At 35.7% G+C, this 21,339-nt stretch carries 19 protein-coding genes and 1 pseudogene; 14 read left to right on the top strand and 6 right to left on the bottom strand.

What is annotated here, in order from left to right:
* The first annotated feature begins 10 nt into the window (after positions 1-10).
* From BUA97_RS04265 to BUA97_RS04230, 8 genes and pseudogenes are all read left to right on the top strand, one after another.
* Positions 11-1,087 (top strand): endonuclease, encoded by a 1,077-nt coding sequence (locus tag BUA97_RS04265; protein WP_072996599.1) that lies wholly within the window; start codon positions 11-13, stop codon positions 1,085-1,087.
* 397 nt (positions 1,088-1,484) lie between these two features.
* On the top strand, positions 1,485-2,687 hold the full coding sequence (locus BUA97_RS04260) for a di-heme oxidoredictase family protein (protein ID WP_072996598.1): 1,203 nt from the start codon (positions 1,485-1,487) through the stop codon (positions 2,685-2,687).
* A gap of 2 nt (positions 2,688-2,689) precedes the next feature.
* On the top strand, positions 2,690-3,136 hold the full coding sequence (locus tag BUA97_RS04255; protein ID WP_072996597.1) for a QcrA and Rieske domain-containing protein: 447 nt from the start codon (positions 2,690-2,692) through the stop codon (positions 3,134-3,136).
* On the top strand, positions 3,133-4,353 hold the full coding sequence (locus tag BUA97_RS04250; RefSeq protein ID WP_072996596.1) for a hypothetical protein: 1,221 nt from the start codon (positions 3,133-3,135) through the stop codon (positions 4,351-4,353). The genes BUA97_RS04255 and BUA97_RS04250 overlap by 4 nt, the downstream gene beginning before the upstream one ends.
* Positions 4,354-4,500: 147 nt before the next feature.
* Entirely contained in the window at positions 4,501-4,692 is a 192-nt protein-coding gene (locus BUA97_RS04245) for a hypothetical protein (RefSeq protein ID WP_072996595.1), read from the top strand.
* A gap of 217 nt (positions 4,693-4,909) precedes the next feature.
* Entirely contained in the window at positions 4,910-5,782 is an 873-nt protein-coding gene (locus BUA97_RS04240; RefSeq protein WP_072996594.1) for a DUF3347 domain-containing protein, read from the top strand.
* Positions 5,783-5,897: 115 nt separating this feature from the next.
* Positions 5,898-7,217, top strand: a pseudogene (locus tag BUA97_RS04235) (IS1182 family transposase); the annotation flags it as partial.
* Positions 7,218-7,367: 150 nt separating this feature from the next.
* The gene (locus tag BUA97_RS04230; RefSeq protein ID WP_072996592.1) at positions 7,368-9,638 is read left to right on the top strand and encodes a multicopper oxidase family protein; all 2,271 of its coding nucleotides are present in this window, start codon (positions 7,368-7,370) and stop codon (positions 9,636-9,638) included.
* Between the two features lie 302 nt (positions 9,639-9,940).
* On the opposite strand, the gene BUA97_RS04225 is transcribed toward BUA97_RS04230, so the two are convergent.
* From BUA97_RS04225 to BUA97_RS04210, 4 genes are all read right to left on the bottom strand, one after another.
* The gene (locus BUA97_RS04225; protein WP_034722870.1) at positions 9,941-10,153 is read right to left on the bottom strand and encodes a hypothetical protein; all 213 of its coding nucleotides are present in this window, start codon (positions 10,151-10,153) and stop codon (positions 9,941-9,943) included.
* Positions 10,154-10,516: 363 nt separating this feature from the next.
* Positions 10,517-11,317, bottom strand: a complete 801-nt coding sequence (locus BUA97_RS04220; protein ID WP_002981083.1) for an ImmA/IrrE family metallo-endopeptidase — start codon at positions 11,315-11,317, stop codon at positions 10,517-10,519.
* A complete protein-coding gene (locus tag BUA97_RS04215) occupies positions 11,310-11,654 on the bottom strand; it encodes a hypothetical protein (RefSeq protein WP_002981082.1) in 345 nt (114 codons plus the stop codon). Before BUA97_RS04215 ends, BUA97_RS04220 begins: the two co-directional genes overlap by 8 nt.
* Positions 11,641-12,336 (bottom strand): hypothetical protein, encoded by a 696-nt coding sequence (locus tag BUA97_RS04210; RefSeq protein WP_002981081.1) that lies wholly within the window; start codon positions 12,334-12,336, stop codon positions 11,641-11,643. The genes BUA97_RS04215 and BUA97_RS04210 overlap by 14 nt, the downstream gene beginning before the upstream one ends.
* A 166-nt stretch (positions 12,337-12,502) precedes the next feature.
* Here BUA97_RS04210 and BUA97_RS17105 point away from each other — a divergent pair, with 166 nt between their 5' ends.
* From BUA97_RS17105 to BUA97_RS04190, 5 genes are all read left to right on the top strand, one after another.
* A complete protein-coding gene (locus BUA97_RS17105) occupies positions 12,503-12,679 on the top strand; it encodes a hypothetical protein (protein ID WP_002981080.1) in 177 nt (58 codons plus the stop codon).
* Between the two features lie 261 nt (positions 12,680-12,940).
* Positions 12,941-13,927, top strand: a complete 987-nt coding sequence (locus BUA97_RS04205) for a CBASS oligonucleotide cyclase (protein WP_002981079.1) — start codon at positions 12,941-12,943, stop codon at positions 13,925-13,927.
* 8 nt (positions 13,928-13,935) lie between these two features.
* Positions 13,936-14,445, top strand: coding sequence for an HORMA-1 domain-containing protein (locus tag BUA97_RS04200; protein WP_002981078.1), 510 nt, complete (start codon positions 13,936-13,938; stop codon positions 14,443-14,445).
* A 2-nt stretch (positions 14,446-14,447) separates the two neighbouring features.
* Entirely contained in the window at positions 14,448-15,332 is an 885-nt protein-coding gene (locus tag BUA97_RS04195) for an AAA family ATPase (protein ID WP_002981077.1), read from the top strand.
* Positions 15,329-16,150 carry an SMODS-associated NUDIX domain-containing protein gene (locus tag BUA97_RS04190; protein ID WP_002981076.1) on the top strand — a complete coding sequence of 274 codons (822 nt, stop codon included), beginning with the start codon at positions 15,329-15,331 and terminating at the stop codon, positions 16,148-16,150. The genes BUA97_RS04195 and BUA97_RS04190 overlap by 4 nt, the downstream gene beginning before the upstream one ends.
* Positions 16,151-16,739: 589 nt before the next feature.
* On the opposite strand, the gene BUA97_RS04185 is transcribed toward BUA97_RS04190, so the two are convergent.
* Positions 16,740-18,347, bottom strand: coding sequence for a Na+/H+ antiporter (locus tag BUA97_RS04185; RefSeq protein WP_072996591.1), 1,608 nt, complete (start codon positions 18,345-18,347; stop codon positions 16,740-16,742).
* A 216-nt stretch (positions 18,348-18,563) separates the two neighbouring features.
* On the opposite strand from BUA97_RS04185, the gene BUA97_RS04180 reads away from it, so the two are divergent.
* Complete coding sequence (locus BUA97_RS04180) at positions 18,564-20,588, top strand: M13 family metallopeptidase (RefSeq protein WP_072996590.1); 2,025 nt, start codon at positions 18,564-18,566, stop codon at positions 20,586-20,588.
* Between the two features lie 203 nt (positions 20,589-20,791).
* On the opposite strand, the gene BUA97_RS04175 is transcribed toward BUA97_RS04180, so the two are convergent.
* A complete protein-coding gene (locus BUA97_RS04175) occupies positions 20,792-21,181 on the bottom strand; it encodes an HU family DNA-binding protein (RefSeq protein ID WP_072996589.1) in 390 nt (129 codons plus the stop codon).
* Positions 21,182-21,339 lie beyond the last annotated feature (158 nt).

Below are 21,339 nucleotides of genomic sequence, written 5' to 3'. Positions count from 1 at the left end.
TAACATTAGCATGAAAAAATTATTACTAAATCTTTTGACGGGCTTTGTATTTTGTACAATCTCTGCACAAGCACCAACGAATTATTATGACGGAACAGCAGGTCTTTCTGGAGCAACCCTAAAATCAAAACTTAAAACAATAATTACCAATGGGCACCAAGACAAAGGGTATGCAGGATTATTAAATGCATTTCAAACTACAGACCGAGATTATTTTTATGAAAACGACGGAACTGTAATGGATATGTATTCAGAAAATCCACTTGGATCAGATCCATACAACTATAACCACGGTTCTAACCAGTGTGGTAATTACAGCAGTGAAGGCGATTGTTATAATAGGGAGCATGTAGTACCACAAAGCTTATTTAACCAAAACTTACCAATGAGATCAGATGTCCATTTTGTGACACCAACTGATGGCAAGGTAAACGGAATGCGATCAAATTACCCATTTGGAAAAGTAGGAACGGTTTCCTTTACTTCATTAAATGGTTCAAAATTAGGAAGTTCGGCTTCCGCGGGCTACGCAGGTACTGTTTTTGAACCAATAGATGAATTTAAGGGAGATATTGCAAGAATGATTTTATATTTTGTAACAAGATATGAAACACAACTTTCTGGTTTCAGCAGTGGAAACATTTTAGGCTCTTCGGCATTTCCAGGTCTTCAAACTTGGGAACTCAAACAATTACTTGCGTGGAATGATGGAGATCCAGTCTCAGCTTTTGAAATAGCACGAAATAATGCAGCTTTCACATATCAGGGAAATAGGAATCCATATATAGACCGCCCTGAATTTGTTGCGCTGATTTGGGGAGCTTTTATGGCTGTAGATGATGTTTCAATATCTAAAAATCTAACCATTGTGCCAAATCCAGTTAGAGGAAATGTTTTAAGAGTAACTGGCGAAAAAGATTTGAAAAAATTTAAAATTGCATTAATTATTAATTCTGCTGGACAAAATGTTCAAACAATTGAAAAACCATTCGAGAATGGGAATACAGTTAATTTGAAAAGTCTACCAAAAGGAGTTTATTTTCTTAAATTAGATAATAGCAATACAAAATTTATTATAGAAGATTAAAAAAGCAAAAGGAAGTGACCTAAAAGTCAGATACACCTTCTGAGAATCAAATATTCATATACTCCTCCTGTATTGGGGTAAGAATAGAACCAGCAAAAATTGAGGCTGTCCAAACTTTTCGGACAGCCTCTTTGCTTTTTTAATCTAGTAATTAATTGTATGCCTCGCCAAAAAAAGTTTGGACAGAATTATACCTTCGTTTCTTACACTATAAAAATCTTCCATTAGATTACTCTGAGTAGAACACTTTTAAAATTTTTGGAATATGACTATGTGTTAAATAAGATAAAAGTTCAAAAACCGAAATCCAGATTAAATATTACAATAAAATTAGATTAATATAAACAAATTGTTAGATTAGTCTAACAATTTGTTTATATTTGAAAAAAAAATAATCGTGAGTAAAAGATATTTATCTGTTGTTGTACTTTGCTATCTTGTTTTTATTATCGTGCAGGCTTGTGATAACCTCCATCCGGAAGCAATAGACGAAGGCGAATTATTAGACGGTCCGATTGAGGGTTTGTCCTACGCTGAAAACCAGCAATTTTTGAAAGGAGATATTGCTTTTAATGATGAAATTTTCACAGTTGAAAAAGGGCTTGGGCCTACATTTGTAGCAACAAGTTGCGGCAGTTGCCATGCCGGTGACGGAAAGGGCACGCCTTTTTCTACGCTGACTCGTTTTGGTCAGGTTGACGAAACGGGTAATTTATTTTTACATTTAGGTGGTCCCCAATTACAGAATAGAGCGATACCGGGTTATACTCCGGAGACAATTCCTTTCGGAGCGACATTTTCCAAATTTACTCCGCCTGCAAATACAGGATTGGGTTTTATTGAATTGGTGTCCGATACAGATATCTTGGCAATGGCTGATCCTTTTGATGCAGATAATGATGGGATTTCAGGAGTTCCAAATTACATAGTGCTTCCAGCATATCAAGCGCCATTTCCTTTTGCGATCCCAAAAGGAGGGAAGTATATCGGACGATTTGGTAAAAAAGCATCCACATACAGTTTACATCAACAGACTGTTAATGCCTATAATCAAGATATGGGCATTGCTTCAACATTTAATCCTCAAGATGTTTATTCAGGAATGAACATTGACCCAGAGGTCTCTGACAAAACCATTGCAGATGTCGTATTTTATCTGCGTACATTAAAAACGCCGATTCAACGAGATCCAGAAAACAATAGTGTTAAGCAGGGGCAGGCTCTATTTACCCAAATAAGTTGCATTAAATGCCATGTCTCGGAATTAAAAACTTCATCATCTTCAATTTCAGCATTATCAAATAAAAAGTTTTACCCATACACAGATCTATTGCTTCATGATATGGGCAATGCTTTGGATGATGGATATACAGAAGGATCTGCAAAGACCTATGAATGGCGTACTCCTGCATTGTGGGGACTGGGTTTATCACCAAAATCACAAGGGGGGCAATATTCCCTAATGCATGATGGTAGAGCAAAAAGTATAGAGGAAGCTATACAACTGCATGGTGGAGAAGCTACAAATAGCAAAAATAAATACATGCAGTTATTATCTCAGGAGAAAGAAGCTATTATTAAATTTTTAAAATCATTATAAAAGTGGATAGACTTGAATTTATAAAAAAATGTGGTTTTGCCTGTTTGGGGATTACAGCACTTCCTATCGTTCTTTCAGGGTGTATAAGCAATAAAATAGTTGCTGGAACAATTGAAGAAGATTACATTATATTGCCTTTGGTAGATTTTGTGGAAGCAAAATATCCAGATAAAAAACGTTCTTATGTCATCATTCAAAATGATATCCTGAAATATCCTATCTGCGTATTTCGTTTTTCAGAAACCCAATACGAGGCATTATGGATGCAATGTAGCCATCAGGGAAGCCAATTGCAAGTGTTTGGAGACAAGCTCCAATGTCCTGCACACGGTAGCGAATTTACCAATAAAGGGCATGTACAAAACGGTCCTGCTGATAGGGCACTAAGAAAATTTCCGCTGTACATAGAATCCGATTTTTTGAAAATTTCTTTAAAGAAACCCGTATGAAAAAAATCCTCTACCTTACTGTATTTTTAATATTTCAAACAACCATAGCACAGGTCGATACTGAGCTATTAAAAAGAATTCCTATAGACAGCGCCCAATCTTTAAATATGGATGCTGTCTACACACGCCCTTTCTTAGGCCTAGGAAAAGTACCTGTCTCTATCGGAGGCTATGCAGAACTCAACTGGCAGCACATCAGTACCGACGGCGTATCAGAAGGACATCAATTTCAATTACGAAGAATGACACTTTTCGTATCTTCTTCAATTTCGTCCAAAATAAAATTTCTTAGTGAAATAGAATTGGAAGAAGGTGGTAAAGAGATTAATATTGAATTTGCTGCCATTGATGTGGAGCTTAATCCCCTGCTTAATTTGCGAGGAGGAATTATCATGAATCCAATTGGGGCTTTCAACCAAAATCATGATGGTCCGAAATGGGAATTTACTGATCGTCCTATATCAGCAACACAAATGTTGCCTGCAACATTTAGCAACGCCGGCTTTGGGTTATATGGAAAAATGTATAAAGCAGATTGGATGATTGGCTATGAAGCCTATCTTTCCGGAAATTTTGATAATTCAATTATTGATAATAGTCAGAACAAAACTTATTTGCCCGCTGCCAAAAGTAATCCCGAACGTTTTGAAGGAATCAATAGCGGCATCCCTCTTTTAACCGCCAAAATTGCTACAAGACATAAAAAAGCAGGAGAGATTGGAGTTTCTTATATGGGAGGTATTTACAATAAATTTCAGGATGATGGTCTCCAGATCGATGATAAGAGAAGAGTAAGAGTATTTGCATTGGATTATAATAATACACTTCCAAATTTGGGAACTTTTATTACTGCGGAATGGGCATGGGTAAAAGTAGATGTTCCTGAAACTTATACACAGCAATATGGGGATAGACAATATGGAGGATTTCTTGATATTGTGCAACCCATAGTTAAAAGAAAAATTCTAGGTTGGGAAAAAGCCGTTGTTAATGTTGCATGCCGTTTTGAATATATAGACTGGAATGTAGGCCACTTTAGAGAAAATAACAACAAAATTGGAGATGACCTATGGAGTGTAATGCCTGCAATTAGTTTAAGACCAAATGCACAGACTGTTTTTAGAATTAATTACAGATTTCAGAAACAAAGAGATGTTTTTGCAAATCCTTCATCAACTACGACAGGCTTCAGTTTTGGAATTTCTACCTATTTTTAATTTTTACTAAGAAATTGAAATATATATAGCTAAGCTGTTGAAAATATATTTTTATTTGTAAATTTGTTGTGTTGACAAATTTAAGAATATATACGAGTGTGATAACACTATTTTGTTTGGGTTTCTTTTTGATACCTATTCAAAGCTATGCCTGTTCCAAAAAATCAACAAGCACTGAAAAAAAGTCCTGCTCAGAAGAAAAATCTGATAAATTGCACGACAAAGACAGTTGCAAGCACAAGTCAGATAAAAAATGTAACGATGGTAACGACTGCGATGGCAATTGTAAACACAGCTCTTGCAGATGCAGTACTTCTTCATCTTTTGTCAGCTTATTAATACCAATTGATTTAAATATAACAGACCCTTTTGCTGAAAACAAAAAGCAAAAATTCGGGTTTGAACAAGCCTACTATTCTTTAGGCTACTCATCCATTTGGCAACCGCCTAAAATAAGCTAAAACGGAGGCTTTACAGCCAAAGTTATGTCTTGTCGAAAACCAAATCCGGTTTTCGCACCCCTTTTGTATTTCTAATTAAATTAAAAATTTTCAAAATGAAATCATTATCAAAAATAGTGATGGTAATTACCGTATTACTATCATCAATAAACAGTTTCGCACAAATCAAGAATGCGAAAACAGAAACCGTAAAAATTTACGGCAATTGCGGTATGTGTAAAGCCACTATCGAAAAAGCAGGCAACTTGAACAAGATAGCCAGTGTAGAATGGAATAAAGACACTAAAATGGCTACACTCACTTATGATAGCGGTAAGACCAATCAGGACGAAATATTGAAACGTATCGCTTTGGCAGGCTATGACAGCGAGAAGTTTTTAGCTCCAGATGATGTGTATGCCAAACTTTCAGGATGTTGTCAATACAGCAGGGAATTAAAGCCGGTCGCAAAATCTAATGACGCAGGTATGGATATGAAAAATCAACACGCAAATCACAACGAAATGGCAACAACAAAAACTACCGATGCCCAAAATTTACCACAATTGAAAACTGTTTTTGACAATTATTTTTCAGTGAAAGATGCTTTGGTAAAAACTGATGCAGGCACTTCATCCACAAAAGCTGCCGATTTAGTGAAAGCCATCAAAGCGGTAGAAATGGCAAAACTTTCTACCAAGGAGCATAGCGTTTGGATGAAAGTGATGAAAGACTTGACTGCAAATGCCGAAAAGATTGCTGCTTCAAAAAATGTTGCCCAACAAAGGGAAACATTCGTTTTGCTTTCTAATAATATGTATGAGTTGGCTAAGGTATCAAAGCAGGAGATTCCTGTATATTATCAGCATTGCCCAATGTATAATAACGGGAAAGGAGCAAATTGGCTGAGCAAGGAAGAAGCTGTTAAAAATCCATATTACGGTTCTCAAATGCTAACCTGTGGTAAGGTAGTAGAAATGATAAATTAAAAACAAAGGAGGCTGTCTCAAAAGCGAGATAGCCTTTTTTATGCAAAAAAGGAAAGCCGAGGCTTTCCTAATTGTAGCAAATTTTGTAAATTGCTGTGTGTTAATTAATTAAAAGGTAGTCTTTAAAGATTACAATCCCAAAGAAAATTTGCTTTTTCCTCCGAATTTGTCGGAGTTGATTGATGACAAGCATCCTGTGAAAATAGTTTCAAACATTATCGATGGTTTGGATATTAAAAACTTAATCAAAACCTACAAACCGGGAGGAACATCGTCTTACCATCCGAAAATGCTTTTGAAAGTATTGATTTATGGTTATTTGAGTAACATTTATTCAAGCCGGAAAATGGAACAGGCATTGAAGGAAAACATCCATTTTATGTGGCTTTCGGCGATGAGCCGTCCTGATCATAATACTTTGAACAGGTTTCGAAGCGAGCGATTAAAGGGTGAAGTAAAAGCCATCTTTACACAAATTGTTTTGCTTTTGGAGAAGGAAGGTTTGGTAAGCCTGGAAACCACTTTTGTAGATGGGACCAAGATAGAGGCCAATGCCAACCGCTATACTTTTGTTTGGGGAAGAGCCATCAAGAAGCATCAGCTAAGAATTGCAGAGCAACTGGAAGAACTTTGGAATTATGCAGAAAGTGTGGCAAAAGAAGAGCTTCAAAACACTGAAAACATCGATTTTAAAGAGATTGATTCAGAAAAAGTAACACAAACCATCGACAAGATCAACGAGGTGTTGAAGGATAAAAAAATACCTTCGAAAGTTCGCCAGAAACTGAATTATGCCAATAAAAACTGGGCAAACAATTTGGATAAATACAAAAAACAACAGGCGATTTTACAAGCCAGAAACTCTTATTCCAAGACCGATACAGATGCTACTTTTATGCGGATGAAAGAGGATCATATGCGAAACGGACAACTCAAAGCGGCCTATAATCTACAGATTTCTACGAATAAACAATTTATTTTACATTATTCCATTCATCCCAATCCTACGGATACCAAAACATTGGAGTCTCATTTAAAAGGTTTTGAAGACAGCTATCATAAAGTTCCGAAAGAGCTCGTTGCCGATGCAGGCTACGGTTCGGAAGAAAACTATAACCTACTGAAAAACAAGAAAATAAAATCTTATGTTAAATACAATTACTTCAGAAAAGATCAAAAATCGGGACAAATAACCACTTCTCAAAACAATCCGAAGCTGGCAAAAATCAGGGAAAGGGTTTTCAAACTTCTCAATACCAAAAAAGGCATCAAACTCCGAAAACAGCGATGTCACGATGTTGAACCTGTTTTTGCAGAGCTCAAACACAACAAAAATTTTAAACGTTTTATGCTTCGAGGAAAAACTAAGGTCGAAGTAGAAATCGGCATTCTCGCCATTGCCCATAATCTCAAAAAAATGGCAAAAGCAGCCTGAAATAGACTGTTTTTTTGACTTTTTTAGCTTTGTTTTTCAAAAAATCAAAAATAGAAAACTTCAAAAATCGGATTTTTAAACAAAGCACAAAAAAAGACTGTCCTTTTGAGACAGCCTCTTTTTAGTAATTATAAAATTGAAATTTCTAAAATGGTTATTCAAAAAAATATTTATAAAAAACTGTTGCCAATAGTAATATTACTATTGGCAACTCAAATAATTTACGCCCAAAAAGTAGTGCATTACGACCTGTATGTAAAAGATACCCTTGTCAACTATGCAGGTAAGCAAAAGCGGGCGATTGCCGTAAACGGGCAAATCCCCATGCCCACCCTTACCTTTACCGAGGGCGACACTGCCGAAATAGTGGTGCACAACCAATTGAAAGAAAGCACATCACTTCACTGGCATGGTGTGTTCCTGCCCAATAAAGAAGACGGTGTGCCCTGGCTTACACAAAAACCCATCGCACCGGGCACAACCTACACCTACCGTTTTCCGATTATCCAGCATGGTACGCACTGGTACCATTCCCACTCAGGATTGCAGGAGCAGATTGGAATGTATGGCAGCTTTGTAATGAAAAAGCGCGATAACGATAGAACATTTAGAAAAGGAATTGATGATTTACCAACCGTACCCATCATTTTAAGCGAATGGACAAACCTTAACCCTGATAACATTAACAGAATGTTGCATAATGCGAATGATTGGGCAGCCATCAAAAAAAATGCTACCCAATCTTATGCAGAAGCCATCAAGGAAGGTTACTTTAAAACAAAGATTAAAAACGAATGGAAACGAATGTTGGCGATGGATGTAAGCGATGTATATTATGACAAAATATTAATCAACGGCAATCATACCACAGATTTAAAATCAGTTGATGGCAAAACACTAAAAGCGGGAGATAAAGTAAGATTAAGAGTGTCAAACGGTGGAGCTTCATCCTATTTTTGGTTACGATATGCAGGCGGTAAAATTACTGTAGTAGCCAATGATGGTAATGATGTAGAACCTGTAGAAGTTGATAGGTTAATCATTGCAGTTTCCGAAACTTACGATATTGTAGTAACCATTCCTGAAGATGGTGTTTCTTACGAATTTTTAGCAACTACCGAAGACAGAACACAATCTGCAAGTTATTTTGTAGGTAATGGTATCAAGCAACTTATTTCTCCACTTCCAAAATTGAAATATTTTGAAGGAATGAAAATGATGAACGATATGATGAAAATGAATGGTGATTTAGATGATATGGGAATGAAAATGAGCCTGAACCAAATGGACATGAATGTGGTAATGTATCCTGAAATTACTGGAGATGCTAAGCAAAAGCAAGACCACAGTCAGCACAATATGAATATGGATAATGACCCCAATCGTTACAATGCAAATGCTTTAGGCGATATCAAAACATTGAATTATGCTATGTTACAATCCCCATACAATACCACACTTCCTAAAGACGCACCTGTAAAAGAATTAAAGTTTACCCTTACCGGAAATATGAACCGCTACGTGTGGAGTATGGATAATAAAATACTTTCTGAAACCGATAAAATACCTGTAAAGAAAGGGGAAATTTTGCGCATTACCATTTACAATAACTCAATGATGCGCCATCCAATGCATTTGCACGGCTTTGATTTCAGAGTAATCAATGGTAAAGGAGAAAAATCACCATTGAAGAATGTGTTGGATATAATGCCAATGGAAACCGATACCATTGAGTTTTTAGCGAACGAGGAAGGAGATTGGTTTTTTCATTGTCATATCCTCTATCATATGATGTCTGGTATGAACAGGGTTTTTGCAGTTGATGACTACCAAAATCCATATTTACCCAATAAAAAGCAAGCCTACAATAAATTGCAAAGAGAGAGCAATATGTCGCACTTTATGGCACAGAACGATTTTGCAACCAATGGTAACGATGGGGATGCAATGTTTCAAAATGCGAGATGGAGTTTGGGTACAGAGTGGCGTTTAGGCTACAACGATATGCACGGCTACGAAGTAGAAACTCATTTGGGAAGATACATCGGAAAGATGCAATGGTTTATGCCCTTCATCGGTTTTGATTGGCGTTACCGAAAAATGGGAATAGATGAACACGAAACCAATTTATTCGGACAGAGAAATGAAAAAGATACACGTAGGGCAATTAGCTTAGGTTTTATGTACACATTGCCAATGTTAGTAAATTTCCAGGCAGAAGTATATCATGATGGTATTGTACGCCTTTCTTTAATGCGAGAAGATATTCCTATTACAAAACGATTGAGAGCAGGGTTTATGGTCAACACCGATATGGAATATATGACTGAACTCAGATATATCATTAATAAAAATGTGGGTATACGTACCCATTATGATAGTGATATGGGATTTGGTGTTGGCTTATCTCTTAATTATTAAAATTATAAATTCAACAACCCTATCAGAGGTTTAAAGAAGTATACACGATTCATCTTGATTCTTTTCAAACAAATACAGATATGTATTCATATCTGTATTTGTTTATTAACTATATTTTACGAAAAGAAGCAACCTATCTGCCTTTAAAACAAAAAGTCCTTAAAAGGAGATGAAATCTGATTTTAAGGATTGCATATCTTGATAATTTTATAGTAATCTGTAATGAATTCACGATTATCAACTATTGATTTGGAGTGTTGTACTACTAAGAGAGGTAAAATATCCATTTCTCGTTTTATACACTACAGAATATCCTCGTTAAGTTTTAAAAATAAATCTTTTGAGTTAACTGTTATTCCTGACATTTGAGCATATTTCAATTCCTGTTCAATCAAATTAATATTCTTTGATTGTGCAAAGTTGATAAATACAGATACAATATTTTGATTTTCCTTTAATATTGCTGTGACTTCTTCTTCAAGATGCTTAAAATAATTCTTTTTAAAATCGGACATTTCGCTCATAGTAAATCAGATATTTTAATTATTTTTTCTCTTGTTAAGATATCAAAATACCTATTTTCCTTTTTATTTTTCTAATCATATATAAAACCATTAAAATCAAAAGGGAAAGGGAAGTTTTTACACAGCATCGTTAGATAATTGAAATAAGGTTGTTATATACTTGGATGTAGTCGCCAAATATTATTATACTCTATCCAGTTTAATTCTATAAAAATGATTGAGTTGATTTTTATTAAAATATAATATTTTACTTCCAAATATATAGGTCACTCAATTTACTTTAGATTAAAATTTTGAATATTTACCATAATGTATAAAGCATATTTAGATTAGATTTTTCAATTTAAGGAATATTTAATCTTCCCAAATAATACTTAGTGCACAATTTTCATACACTATACAATGTTCATAGAAAATTCTTCTGGAGTCTTCGGATTTTACATTTTCAAAGCAATCAATAGCAAAAATTTCTTCTGGATTTTCAATTGAAGTTTTTACATTTTTAAAATAATCAGCCATAGCTAAACCTTCAGGAACTTTTTTATCATTAAGTAAGTTCCAGAAAGGGAAGCCCTGACTGTTTTTTTGCCATTTCACAAATCCATTCTCAGCATAAACTATTTTGATAGGATGATTTCCTATTTCTGCAAATCTGAGTGCACATGAAGTTTTACTCACATTATATTCCTTGCTTAACTCATCAATCACTTTAAAACTAAATTTTTTTCTCTTCCATAAATTTCGTTGAAAAGATTCTTCTGGCATTAAGAGACAAGCCGCAAAATAATCTGCTTCTCTTTCAATTTTATCGAATTGAACCCTGTCAATTTTCGAGGGATGAGGTTCTAAAATTCCCAGTTTGAGTCCAACGCGATGTGTGTCTATAAAATAGTGCCCAAGTTCGTGGGCTAGTGTAAATCTAGAACGCGGAGAATTAAACCTATTATGATTATCTATATTAATATGAATATAAAATTCATTATCATCATAAACAGTCATTCCATCAAAAGTCCCTTTGTCATAATGATCATAAAATACCTCAATGTCCTCAGATTCTGCAATAAGATGTAATGGAATTATTTTTTCAGTATTGAAATTTCCACTAATGGATCCAGCAAGCTTTTTAATTTTTGATAAGGAACTGCTATCAATCACCTTTCTTCTTTTTCTGATTCTGTTTCATTTTGTCAAAGACGCTTTGAGAAATATTGCTTTGCCCTTTTCTGGCGACCATTTTCAAACTTTCTATTTCATGACTTAAGTTTGTGTCAATTGATATAATTTTTGATTCTTTTTCAACGCAAAAAGAACCATCAATAATTGATTTGACATTAATACCTGTGTTTTTCAACTTAAAATCATAATCTTCATAAAGTTTATTAAACCTCTCTATCTGAGTTTTATTCTGAGGAAATAAAAAACCTGTTGAATGTAACCAATCATCAAGGTTAGTCTCTGTAACCTTTCCTATATATTTTTTATCTATTCCCATTGAAAGCTTTTAGATAGTTATTAATGTGATCATTAGCTTCTTTTTTATAAACCTGAATTGAATTTTGAACTAAATTCAATCTGTCTCTCAATTTTTTACCCACTGACCTTGGTATATTTTTTTTTCCGGTATTTTCGTAAGCTTTATATGTAAGATACACAATCTTATGTTTTTCAGATAGACCAAGCATAGCTCTCTCAATGATTTCTAATCTAATTTTCAGCTCTCTTTTCTTTTGTATATCATCGTCTCCTACTGTTAACGAAATTAGATCATCAATATTCTCTACAATTGATAAATCGTCTTCATCAGGTTCCGCACAGGTATTTAAATCTCCATATTTTACCAATTGAGTATATACTATTGGATAAAGCCATAACAAAATCGACCGATCAATATCATCCGGATACTTGGCTTTACTTTTATTAAAAGAGTGATATTTCCAAACGCGGGCAAAAGCACAAGTTGCTATTTCAAGTGCAACAACCTCACTGTAATTAAATTTATTACAATATATTTCTGCTTTTTGCAAAATATCTCTTTCAAACCTACTACAAAACTCGGTAAACGCTGCAGCAGCTTCTTCAGGATATTCTTCTTTAAAAGAAATATAATCTATAAGCTCATCACTGGGTAATGTCTCAAAAACTATTTCATCGGTTTTTTTTTGTTCTACATTCATCTATATACCAAAATGCATTACTAATGGAATTAGTATATGAGTGGATAGGCTCATATACTTCAAAGTTAAAAAAATCTTTCTAATGGAATTAGTATATGATTGAAGTTTGTTCAATGGTCAATTCCTTTATGGCCTAGAATGTTAAAGGAAAAAATGCTTACTAATTATGGCAACTAACAAACCGACTGGAGACGGTCACAGAAATGGAGCAGTTAAAGGGCGTTCACAAACCTACAATCCACAAACAGATTCTTGGGTGAAACGCGATACTGCTACAGGTAGATTTATGGATGTAAAAACTTCTAGTAACACTCCCTTCAAAGGAGTTACCAAGGAAAAGTAACTCCATTTAAACTCCAGGTATCCTAAAAATGATACTTGGAGTTTACCAATTTTTAATATCATTATATAAATGAGAAAGAGCTAGTAGTTTTTTGAGGTTCTTTAAAAGATTATAATATGCTTACGGATTTCCGTAATATATTTTTGAAAAATAAAATTACATTTGGCTCTATTTATATTAAAATCAGACTTTTATGACAGTTTGTCATTACTGCTATTGTAGGAGAAAAGTTTGATGTAATAAATTTAATAAACAAAAAAAATGAAATTATCAGACAAAGATTTACAGTTTTTTATTAGTAAAATCAAACTGCAGCCTGAAAACATGGGCAAGTATAGAGATCAGGTAAACAACCTGAAAGAAAAATTAGACAAAAAAATTGCTGAAGATGACAGACATGGATTAAAGGTTGAGAAATATCTTCTCGCTGGTTCGTGGAAAAAACATACGATTTTGAAACCTACGGGAGACCATCCCATAGATATTGATCTTGTACTTTTTGTTACTGGTGATGAAGATATTCATAATGACATTGGGAAGCTTTTTGATTTTATTGTAGAATATTTGGAAGAAATTTATCCACAAAAAGACATTTCTAAAGATGTGGATGCTGCTGGAAACACAAAGTCGGTAACCATTTATTTTTCAGGTTCCGGACTAAGCGTTGATATTGTTCCTGTAGTCCCATTAAGCACACCAAAGGATTATGTATGGCAACCCAGCAGACATGGAAATGGTAAAAAGTATATTACCAGTATTTCCAAGCAGTTAAGTTTTTCACTTAACAGAAGACAAGAAAATTCTGCTTACACTTCAATTGTAAGAGCTATAAAATGGTGGAGAAATTACAAAGAATTAAAACCTTCTGATAATGAACCAGGATTATCTTCTTTTACGATTGAATTGATTGTTGCCTATCTTGACATAAATAAAGGAATCCAAACAAATATCGAAGAAGGAATCATTCGTTTTTTTGAATTTGTAAGTTCTACTGAATTTCCAGAAATTATTTTTCAAGATTCCATTCGTAGTGTTCCGACACAGTACGATTCAGCAATCTATGTTGCTGACAATACTAATAAAGAAAATAATGTTGCAAAGAGAATGACCAAACCAAGATGGGCCGAAATTATTGAAGAGGCTGAAGAGGCATTTGATACTTTGAACTTTGCTCAAGCAAGAAATAATGAAGGAGATACTATACAAGAATGGAAAAGTGTTTTCGGTCCAACCTTTAACATTAAATAAATTAAACTATGTACGGAACAAATACAAAAACAAATACTTATACGGTCCTTGATATAAGAAAAACATTTGAAAGCTGTGAGGCAGATATCAGAACAATTGCCAGACGCACTAATAAGTGGACAATGGAATACGTAGATAAGGTTTTCCATGATGTGCTCAAATATGCAGAAAAATATTATTTACAATCAGTAAGCATAACCTTGATCAATACCAATACGGGTTTGCCAGTGAAAGCAGCTAAATTTATTGTAAATGATTTAGGTGATGCAACCGACAGCGAACGCGCTGGGAAAAATAATGATTGGCCAGATACTGATAACACTTCACTATCAATTATATTATCTCATACTCAGAAATGGAGGAACCTAACTTCTGAAGAGAAAACAAATTTTCAAAAGGAATTAAAACTCAGTTGGGGTAGTACAGATATTAATACTAATTTTCCGCATCTGCAACAGTCAGATGCACAGTTGTATGCAAGTAATGGATATGAATTACAAAAAAAGAATTTTAAATAAATATGAGTACAATTTTTGATAATATAACAGAACTTCCTAGTAGAGAAATTGCCGAAAGAGCTAAACACTTAATTGGTTTTGAAAACAAATATAATAGGATACTTTCGAACTTAAAGCTCTTGCTGGATCAAGAAGGTCTTGTTGAGTGGAGCAAAAAATTTCATAAAACAGAACTTCCAGTAATTTCACAACTGAAAGAAAAATATCCATTAATTATATTGGCAGGTGACGCAGGAACAGGCAAAACTGTTTCTGCCGAGGCCATTGCGGACAGAATGCTTAGGGAATTAAAAAAGGAAGGTTTTTTTCTAAAACTGAGTACAAGAGTTAGAGGAGAAGGTCTTCATGGTCAAATGGGGAATTTAGTAAATGATGCATTTGCTGAACTAAAAACTCAAGCAGGTAAGAAACGAATAGCATTTTTACTAATTGACGAAGCTGATGCAATTGCTTCGACAAGATCTACCATGCAGATGCATCAGGAAGAAAAAGCAGCTGTAAATACATTAATTCAAAAAATTGATGAAATTCGTGAACTAAATGGGCGAGCAATATTGTTTATGTCGACAAACAGATTGCATTTTCTTGATGAAGCTATTGTGAGAAGGGCGGCAATTATTTTAGAATTTGAGCGTCCCACCTTTGAGGAAAGAGTGCTTCTTTTTAAAACCTCTCTCGCTGGTGTTGAAATTACAGATAAGCAGTTAGAGGAATTGGCTAACCTGTCAGGAGAGGAATCGAACAATGGACTTTCTTTTTCTTTTTCAGATATAAGATTAAGAATATTGCCAGAAGCTGTTGCAAAATGTTTCCCGGATAAAGCTTTAGATTTTGAAACTGTCGCCGAGACAATTAAAAAACTTAATCCAAGCCCTAAAATTGTATGAAAAAAGGACCTATCTTTCTACAAATAATTCTGTCTGTTATTCTAATCGTTGGAGGATACATCGAAAAAGGAAACTGGACAGAATCTAAATATTCCACTACGGGATATATCACATTACTTACCTTCATTGTAACTTTTGTATATGAAAACTACAATAGACTTGGGTTTTATTTCCAGTCAAAGGTTTTGTTAAAAAATACTGATGTTCGTGTTTCTATTTCATATCTGTATAGAATAAAAGTTGAAAATGAATACTTGCTTGTTAAAAGCAGAACAAGAAAATATTTTCAGCCTGTGGGTGGTTGTTATAAAACATTACCTGGCTGTGAAAGAAAATTCGAAGAATTAGATGTTAGACCTGATAGAAAATTTGAAACTGAAAAGGGAATTGCAAAAAATGATCTGCGTGTTCATGTAAAAGGTAAAAATCTAATTGAATTTCTTAAATGGTTTGATTCAAAGGAGGATCGTGAGATTTCGCCTTGGAGAGAATTTTGTGAAGAATTAATTGCAACAGAAATTTTAACCTGGCGGCCTTTTAGATACATCGACTATAGATTTAAGAAAAAAATTCAATCACCTATAATTGATTTGGATATGGGAGGTAAAGGTCTTTTTATTTATGAAGTTTTTGATTTAGTAATTAATGATGAGCAAATGCCATTACTTAAAGATTTAAAGAATAAAACATCTGAAAATTACATCTGGGTTACGGATGAAGTTATTCAAACATTAGGTCATGAGACCGGTTCGAAATCTTTTCCACATGAAATTGGACCACATACAAAGTATGCACAAAACTTAAAATGGAGTAAATAAAACATCAATTGTTGATTTTTATGACATAGTACGTTATCATTAGGAGATAATTTGCATTGAATTTACTTTATTAAAATTTTACAATTTATCAAATATAAACCAGATTAGCACAAAAGTAATTTCGTAGTTTTTTAATGTCGTTTATTCAAATATATAATTGACAATTTTGTTATCATGATTATTATTTTAAGAGTGAAAAATATGGAGAGGAATTTTTTGTCTTTGAAAGTCTGTGTTTTAGTAAAAATTAGTGATCAAAAATGGTCTTTTATTTGGAAAAACTAAAAAAAGACATATATTTGCACCAGTAAAAACAAACAATCTTAAACTTATTTAAAAAAGTGACCTATTCGGTGACCTAAAAATAAGAGAACGATATAAAGCTTATGGATAGGGAGTTTTTCAAATAAGAACAAGTCCCGTCCGGATCGCATAAAGCTTCACAATTTGTGAAGCTTTTTTGTTATATTGAGGAAAGAGATATCATCTCTATTTTTTAAATGACACTTAATGCGAATTTTAAACGAAAGATTTTCGTGATCCGATTTTCGGCAGAGTTGCAGTACTCAGGATGTGAAGAGCTTTTTTGCTAATGGAAATTAGGGTTTATTTTCAGGTCATTCAGATCCAGCTGGAGTTCAGCTTTTCGGATTTCTTCATCGTCATAATATTTTTCTCTCCTCATTTGGAAGATATCCAGTCTTTGCTTGGCGTATATTTCCTTTAGTATTTGCTCGAATCTGTCGATCTCCTGCGTTGTACAGTTGTTACATTCCAGAAGGTCCAACTGATTTTCTGTATTCTCTGTTTGTATGGAGATCTGCATATGGTAATTTTTCAGAAGATTACTTTTATCGATAGCATCCGGGTAATTGGAATTGATATGGTTCAGAGCCAGTCTGTTAAGTCTGATCTGGATCTGGGCTTCCTGCTGTTCCTGTGGAAGTACGAAATCCATTGCGGGAATATTCAGTTTCTTGACAACGAATGGCAAACTTAGCCCCTGAACAACCAAAGTAATAAAAATAACAATAAAGGTGATCAGCAAAATCAGATTTCTGTGTGGAAAAGGCGATCCGTCCTCCATTACAAAAGGGATGGAAAGTGCTGTTGCAAGAGAAACAACGCCTCTCATGCCTGCCCATCCGATCACAAGCGGGCCTTTCCAGCCCGGAGCCTGTTCTTTTCTGACAGATTTGAAAAGCCACCTCGGAACGAAAGCCGCAGGATATATCCAGAGAAAACGAATGATGATGACGACAATGCTGATGATAACACCATATTTGATGCCCTGGATCAATGAAGCTTCTTCCAGTCCGCGGATAATGGACGGAAGCGATAACCCGATTAAAATAAAGACCATGGCATTCATCACGAATATCACTGTAGTCCAGACGCCCAGCATATTGAGTCTGGTATTTCCATTTTTGAATATCTCGTGTGACCGGTAAGAAATAAAAAGGCCTCCCGTAACCACTGCCATCACACCGGAAAAATGAAACTGCTCTGCGCCTAGATACAGCACATATGGTGTCATAATCGTGAGTGCGGCATCGATCGCCGAGGTTGTCGGTAAAAAACGATGAATGAGATACATTAATCCGGCACCAACTAATCCTACTACGATTCCCATTCCTGCTACTAAAAAGAATTGCCCCACAGCTTCATGCATAGAAAAGCTACCTGTAAGTATAGCAGCCAAAGCAAATCTGAAAACTATCAGGGAGGAAGCATCATTGACCAGGCTCTCACCTTCCAGGATGCTGATGATTCTTTTAGGTACTGGTAATCCTTTCAAAACAGTGGTTGCAGCAACTGCATCTGGTGGTGACACAATCCCTCCAAGTAAAAATCCGAGTGCGAGTGTAAAACCGGAAATCATTTCTCTGGATAGATAAGCAACTACCAGCGATGTGGCAAAAACCAACCCGAAAGCCAGGAGAGAAATGGGTCTTTTCCAACGCCAGAAGTCATTCCAGGAGGTGTACCAAGCTGCTTCATATAACAGTGGAGGCAGGAATATCAGAAATACCAATTCCGGATCCAGTTCTATTTCTGGGATGCCGGGCAGAATACTAATTATCAACCCTGCCAATACCAGAAAAATAGGATAGGCAATCTTCAGTCTTTTGGCCAGCATCACCATCATGAACACTGAGAATAAGAGGGCAAGTATCAATAATAAGTTATGATGCATTTATGAACTATTAAATTATTTTTATTGTAAAAATATAATTCTGACCAGTAAAATCCTAAGATTTGGATTAATTATATTTAAAGCTTTAATTTTTAGCTGACTAAAGGCTTGCATTTGGTGACTTATGATTATATTAACGGCCGGAAATTTAATATGTTTATTGTAACGAATTGTTAATATTAGATACAAATTATATCAAATAATATCATAATCAAAATGAAAAAGATCTCTCTTAGTGCATTGATGCTGACTTCTTTATTCAGTACTACTTTTGCGCAAACCAAGCAGGCTGCTTTGGAGCTTAACTATATGGATACATCAGTCCGTCCCCAGGATGACTTTTACAACTACGTCAACGGAACCTGGATGAAGACTGCAAAAATCCCTGCAGATAAGCCAAGCTGGGGTTCTTTTAACCAGCTTAGAGAAACCACGGATAACAATTCTTTGGTACTGTTGGATAATATCCTGAAAGAAAAATTTGCTGTTGGGTCGGAAGGGCAGAAAATACAGGCACTTTACGAAACCTACATGGATATGGACAAGCGTAATGCAGATGGCCTCAACCCGATCAAAGGTGATCTCGCGAAGATTGATGCGATCAAGAATCTGGCAGATCTGCAAAAGTATCTCGATGAAGCTACTAAAAGAGGGGAGAATGCTTTCTACGGCTGGGGCGTGGATGGTGACCTGAAGAATTCTAAGATGAATGCCGTGTATCTGGGCGATGCATCATTTGGCCTGGGCAGAGATTATTATCAGAAAGAATCTCCAAAAAATACGGAGACGATTGCAGAATATAAAAAATATGTAGCTAAAGTGCTGACCGAGATCGGATACAAAGATGCGGATGCTGTTGCAGGACAGATTGTAGATTTCGAAAAGAAAATGGCAAAAACCCTGTTGACCAATGAGCAGATCCGCGATGCCAATCTGCAGTACAACCCGAAGACATTGCCACAACTGAAGGCTCTTGTTAAGAATGTTGACCTTACAAAATATCTTACAAGCGTTGGTGTTCAGACTGATAAAGTAATCGTCGGGGAACTTAATTATTATAAAAATCTGGATACTTTTTTAACCGAAAAGAATATCCCATTAATTAAAAATTATCTGAAATTCCATCTGACTTCCGGAAGTGCAAGCTACCTTACTCAGAAGATGGATGACCTGAAGTTTGATTTCTACAGCAAGTACCTTCAGGGGCAACAGGAACAAAGAGCCCTTAACAAGAGAGCTTTGTCGCTTATCAATGGTGTGCTGGGAGAAGCCTTTGGGAAGGTTTATGTTGATAAATACTTTACGCCGGCGGCTAAAGCCCAAATGATGACTTATATCGATTACCTTAAAAAGAGCTTTGGCGTGCATATCAATGGCCTTACCTGGATGTCTTCTACCACAAAACAAAAAGCACTTGATAAGCTGAATAAATTCACGGTGAAAATTGCTTATCCGGACAAATGGAAAGACTACTCCAAGCTGAATCTAAAATCCGAGAAGGATGGCGGAACGCTGTATTCTAACCTGCAGAATGTCGAAAGCTGGCAGTACAGCAAAGAACTGGAAAAAATAGGTAAGCCGGTTGATAAAACAGAATGGGGCATGTCTCCACAAACGGTAAATGCTTATTATAACCCTGTAAACAACGAGATCGTCTTCCCTGCTGCGATCCTTCAGCCGCCTTTCTTCAATCCTGATGCGGATGCTGCGGTTAACTTTGGCGGTATCGGAGCGGTGATCGGACACGAGATGACGCATGGTTTCGACGACAGCGGTGCACAGTTTGATGGTGACGGTAATTTGACGGACTGGTGGACAGCCGAAGATAAGACCAACTTTGAGAAAGCAACAAAAAGCTTAGCGGCACAATATGACAAATATGAACCGGCAAAAGACGTGAAGGTAAATGGTACGTTTACGAACGGGGAGAATATCGCTGATCTTGGTGGGGTGAATATTGCTTATGATGCATTACAGATGTACCTTAAGGATAAAGGAAACCCTGACAAAATCGACGGATACACACCGGATCAGAGATTTTTCCTGAGCTGGGCAACCGTCTGGAGAACATTGTCAACCGACAAGTATCTGACGAATCAGGTGAAGACTGATCCGCACTCTCCGGGGTTTTTCAGAAGTTTCGGACCGTTGGTGAATACGGATGCTTTTTACAAAGCATTTGATGTCAAAGAAGGGGACAAGCTATACAAGAAACCAGAGGAAAGGATCAAAATCTGGTAAGAATTTTATATCCAAAAAGCCTGCGAAAGCAGGCTTTTTTATTTCGGAATATATGGGCTTTCTGATCTGTCAGGACCGGAGGCTTCTTCAGACCGCCCCCGTGCGATCACCGGACCGCCCCCGTGACAAGACGAGACCGCCCCCGTGAAGTCATGGGGGCGGTCTGCTTTGGGTGCAGTCAGAAACCTGATAAATAGGGTTTTTTACTTCTTATATTTTTCAAACTTTACGATTTTCAGCATATCACGAAGATCTGCTCCCGGGCGGAACGTGATCTTGTTGTTCTTGATGTTGGCAGCCGTTACTTTTTCAGCCGTTTCTGCACCATCGCTGGATATGGTAATCTGGAAGTTCCCGAAATCTCCCAGCTTCACGATCTCACCCTGTGTCAGATGACGGGTCATTGCTTTGATAAGGTCATTCAGGACGGCTAATACATCGGTGTCCGAGACTGTGGTAGATCCGCCAGCTATTTCTTTGGCAATCGCTTTCAGGTTGATTTCGCCATCGGCTTTTGCGCTGGCATAGAATTTAGAAGGTGCATTCTTGTCCAGTGGATTCTTACGTTCCACAATGTTGTACTTTACAGACATAATAATTTGCGTTTTTTTAAAATTAATAATTAACAAATATTGAGCTGCTAAATTAAAAATTTTCTGGATATACGCAAAATAAGTTTTTTATAATCTGAAATTTTGTGAAAAAGGAATAAATATATGTTGAATAAAAAACCCATCTCTGTTATGAGATG

The organism is Epilithonimonas mollis (genome assembly GCF_900142325.1).
Lineage (GTDB): Bacteria > Bacteroidota > Bacteroidia > Flavobacteriales > Weeksellaceae > Epilithonimonas > Epilithonimonas mollis.
The sequence above is the reverse complement of the archived record's forward strand: the minus strand, read 5'-3'. Positions and strand labels throughout refer to the sequence as shown.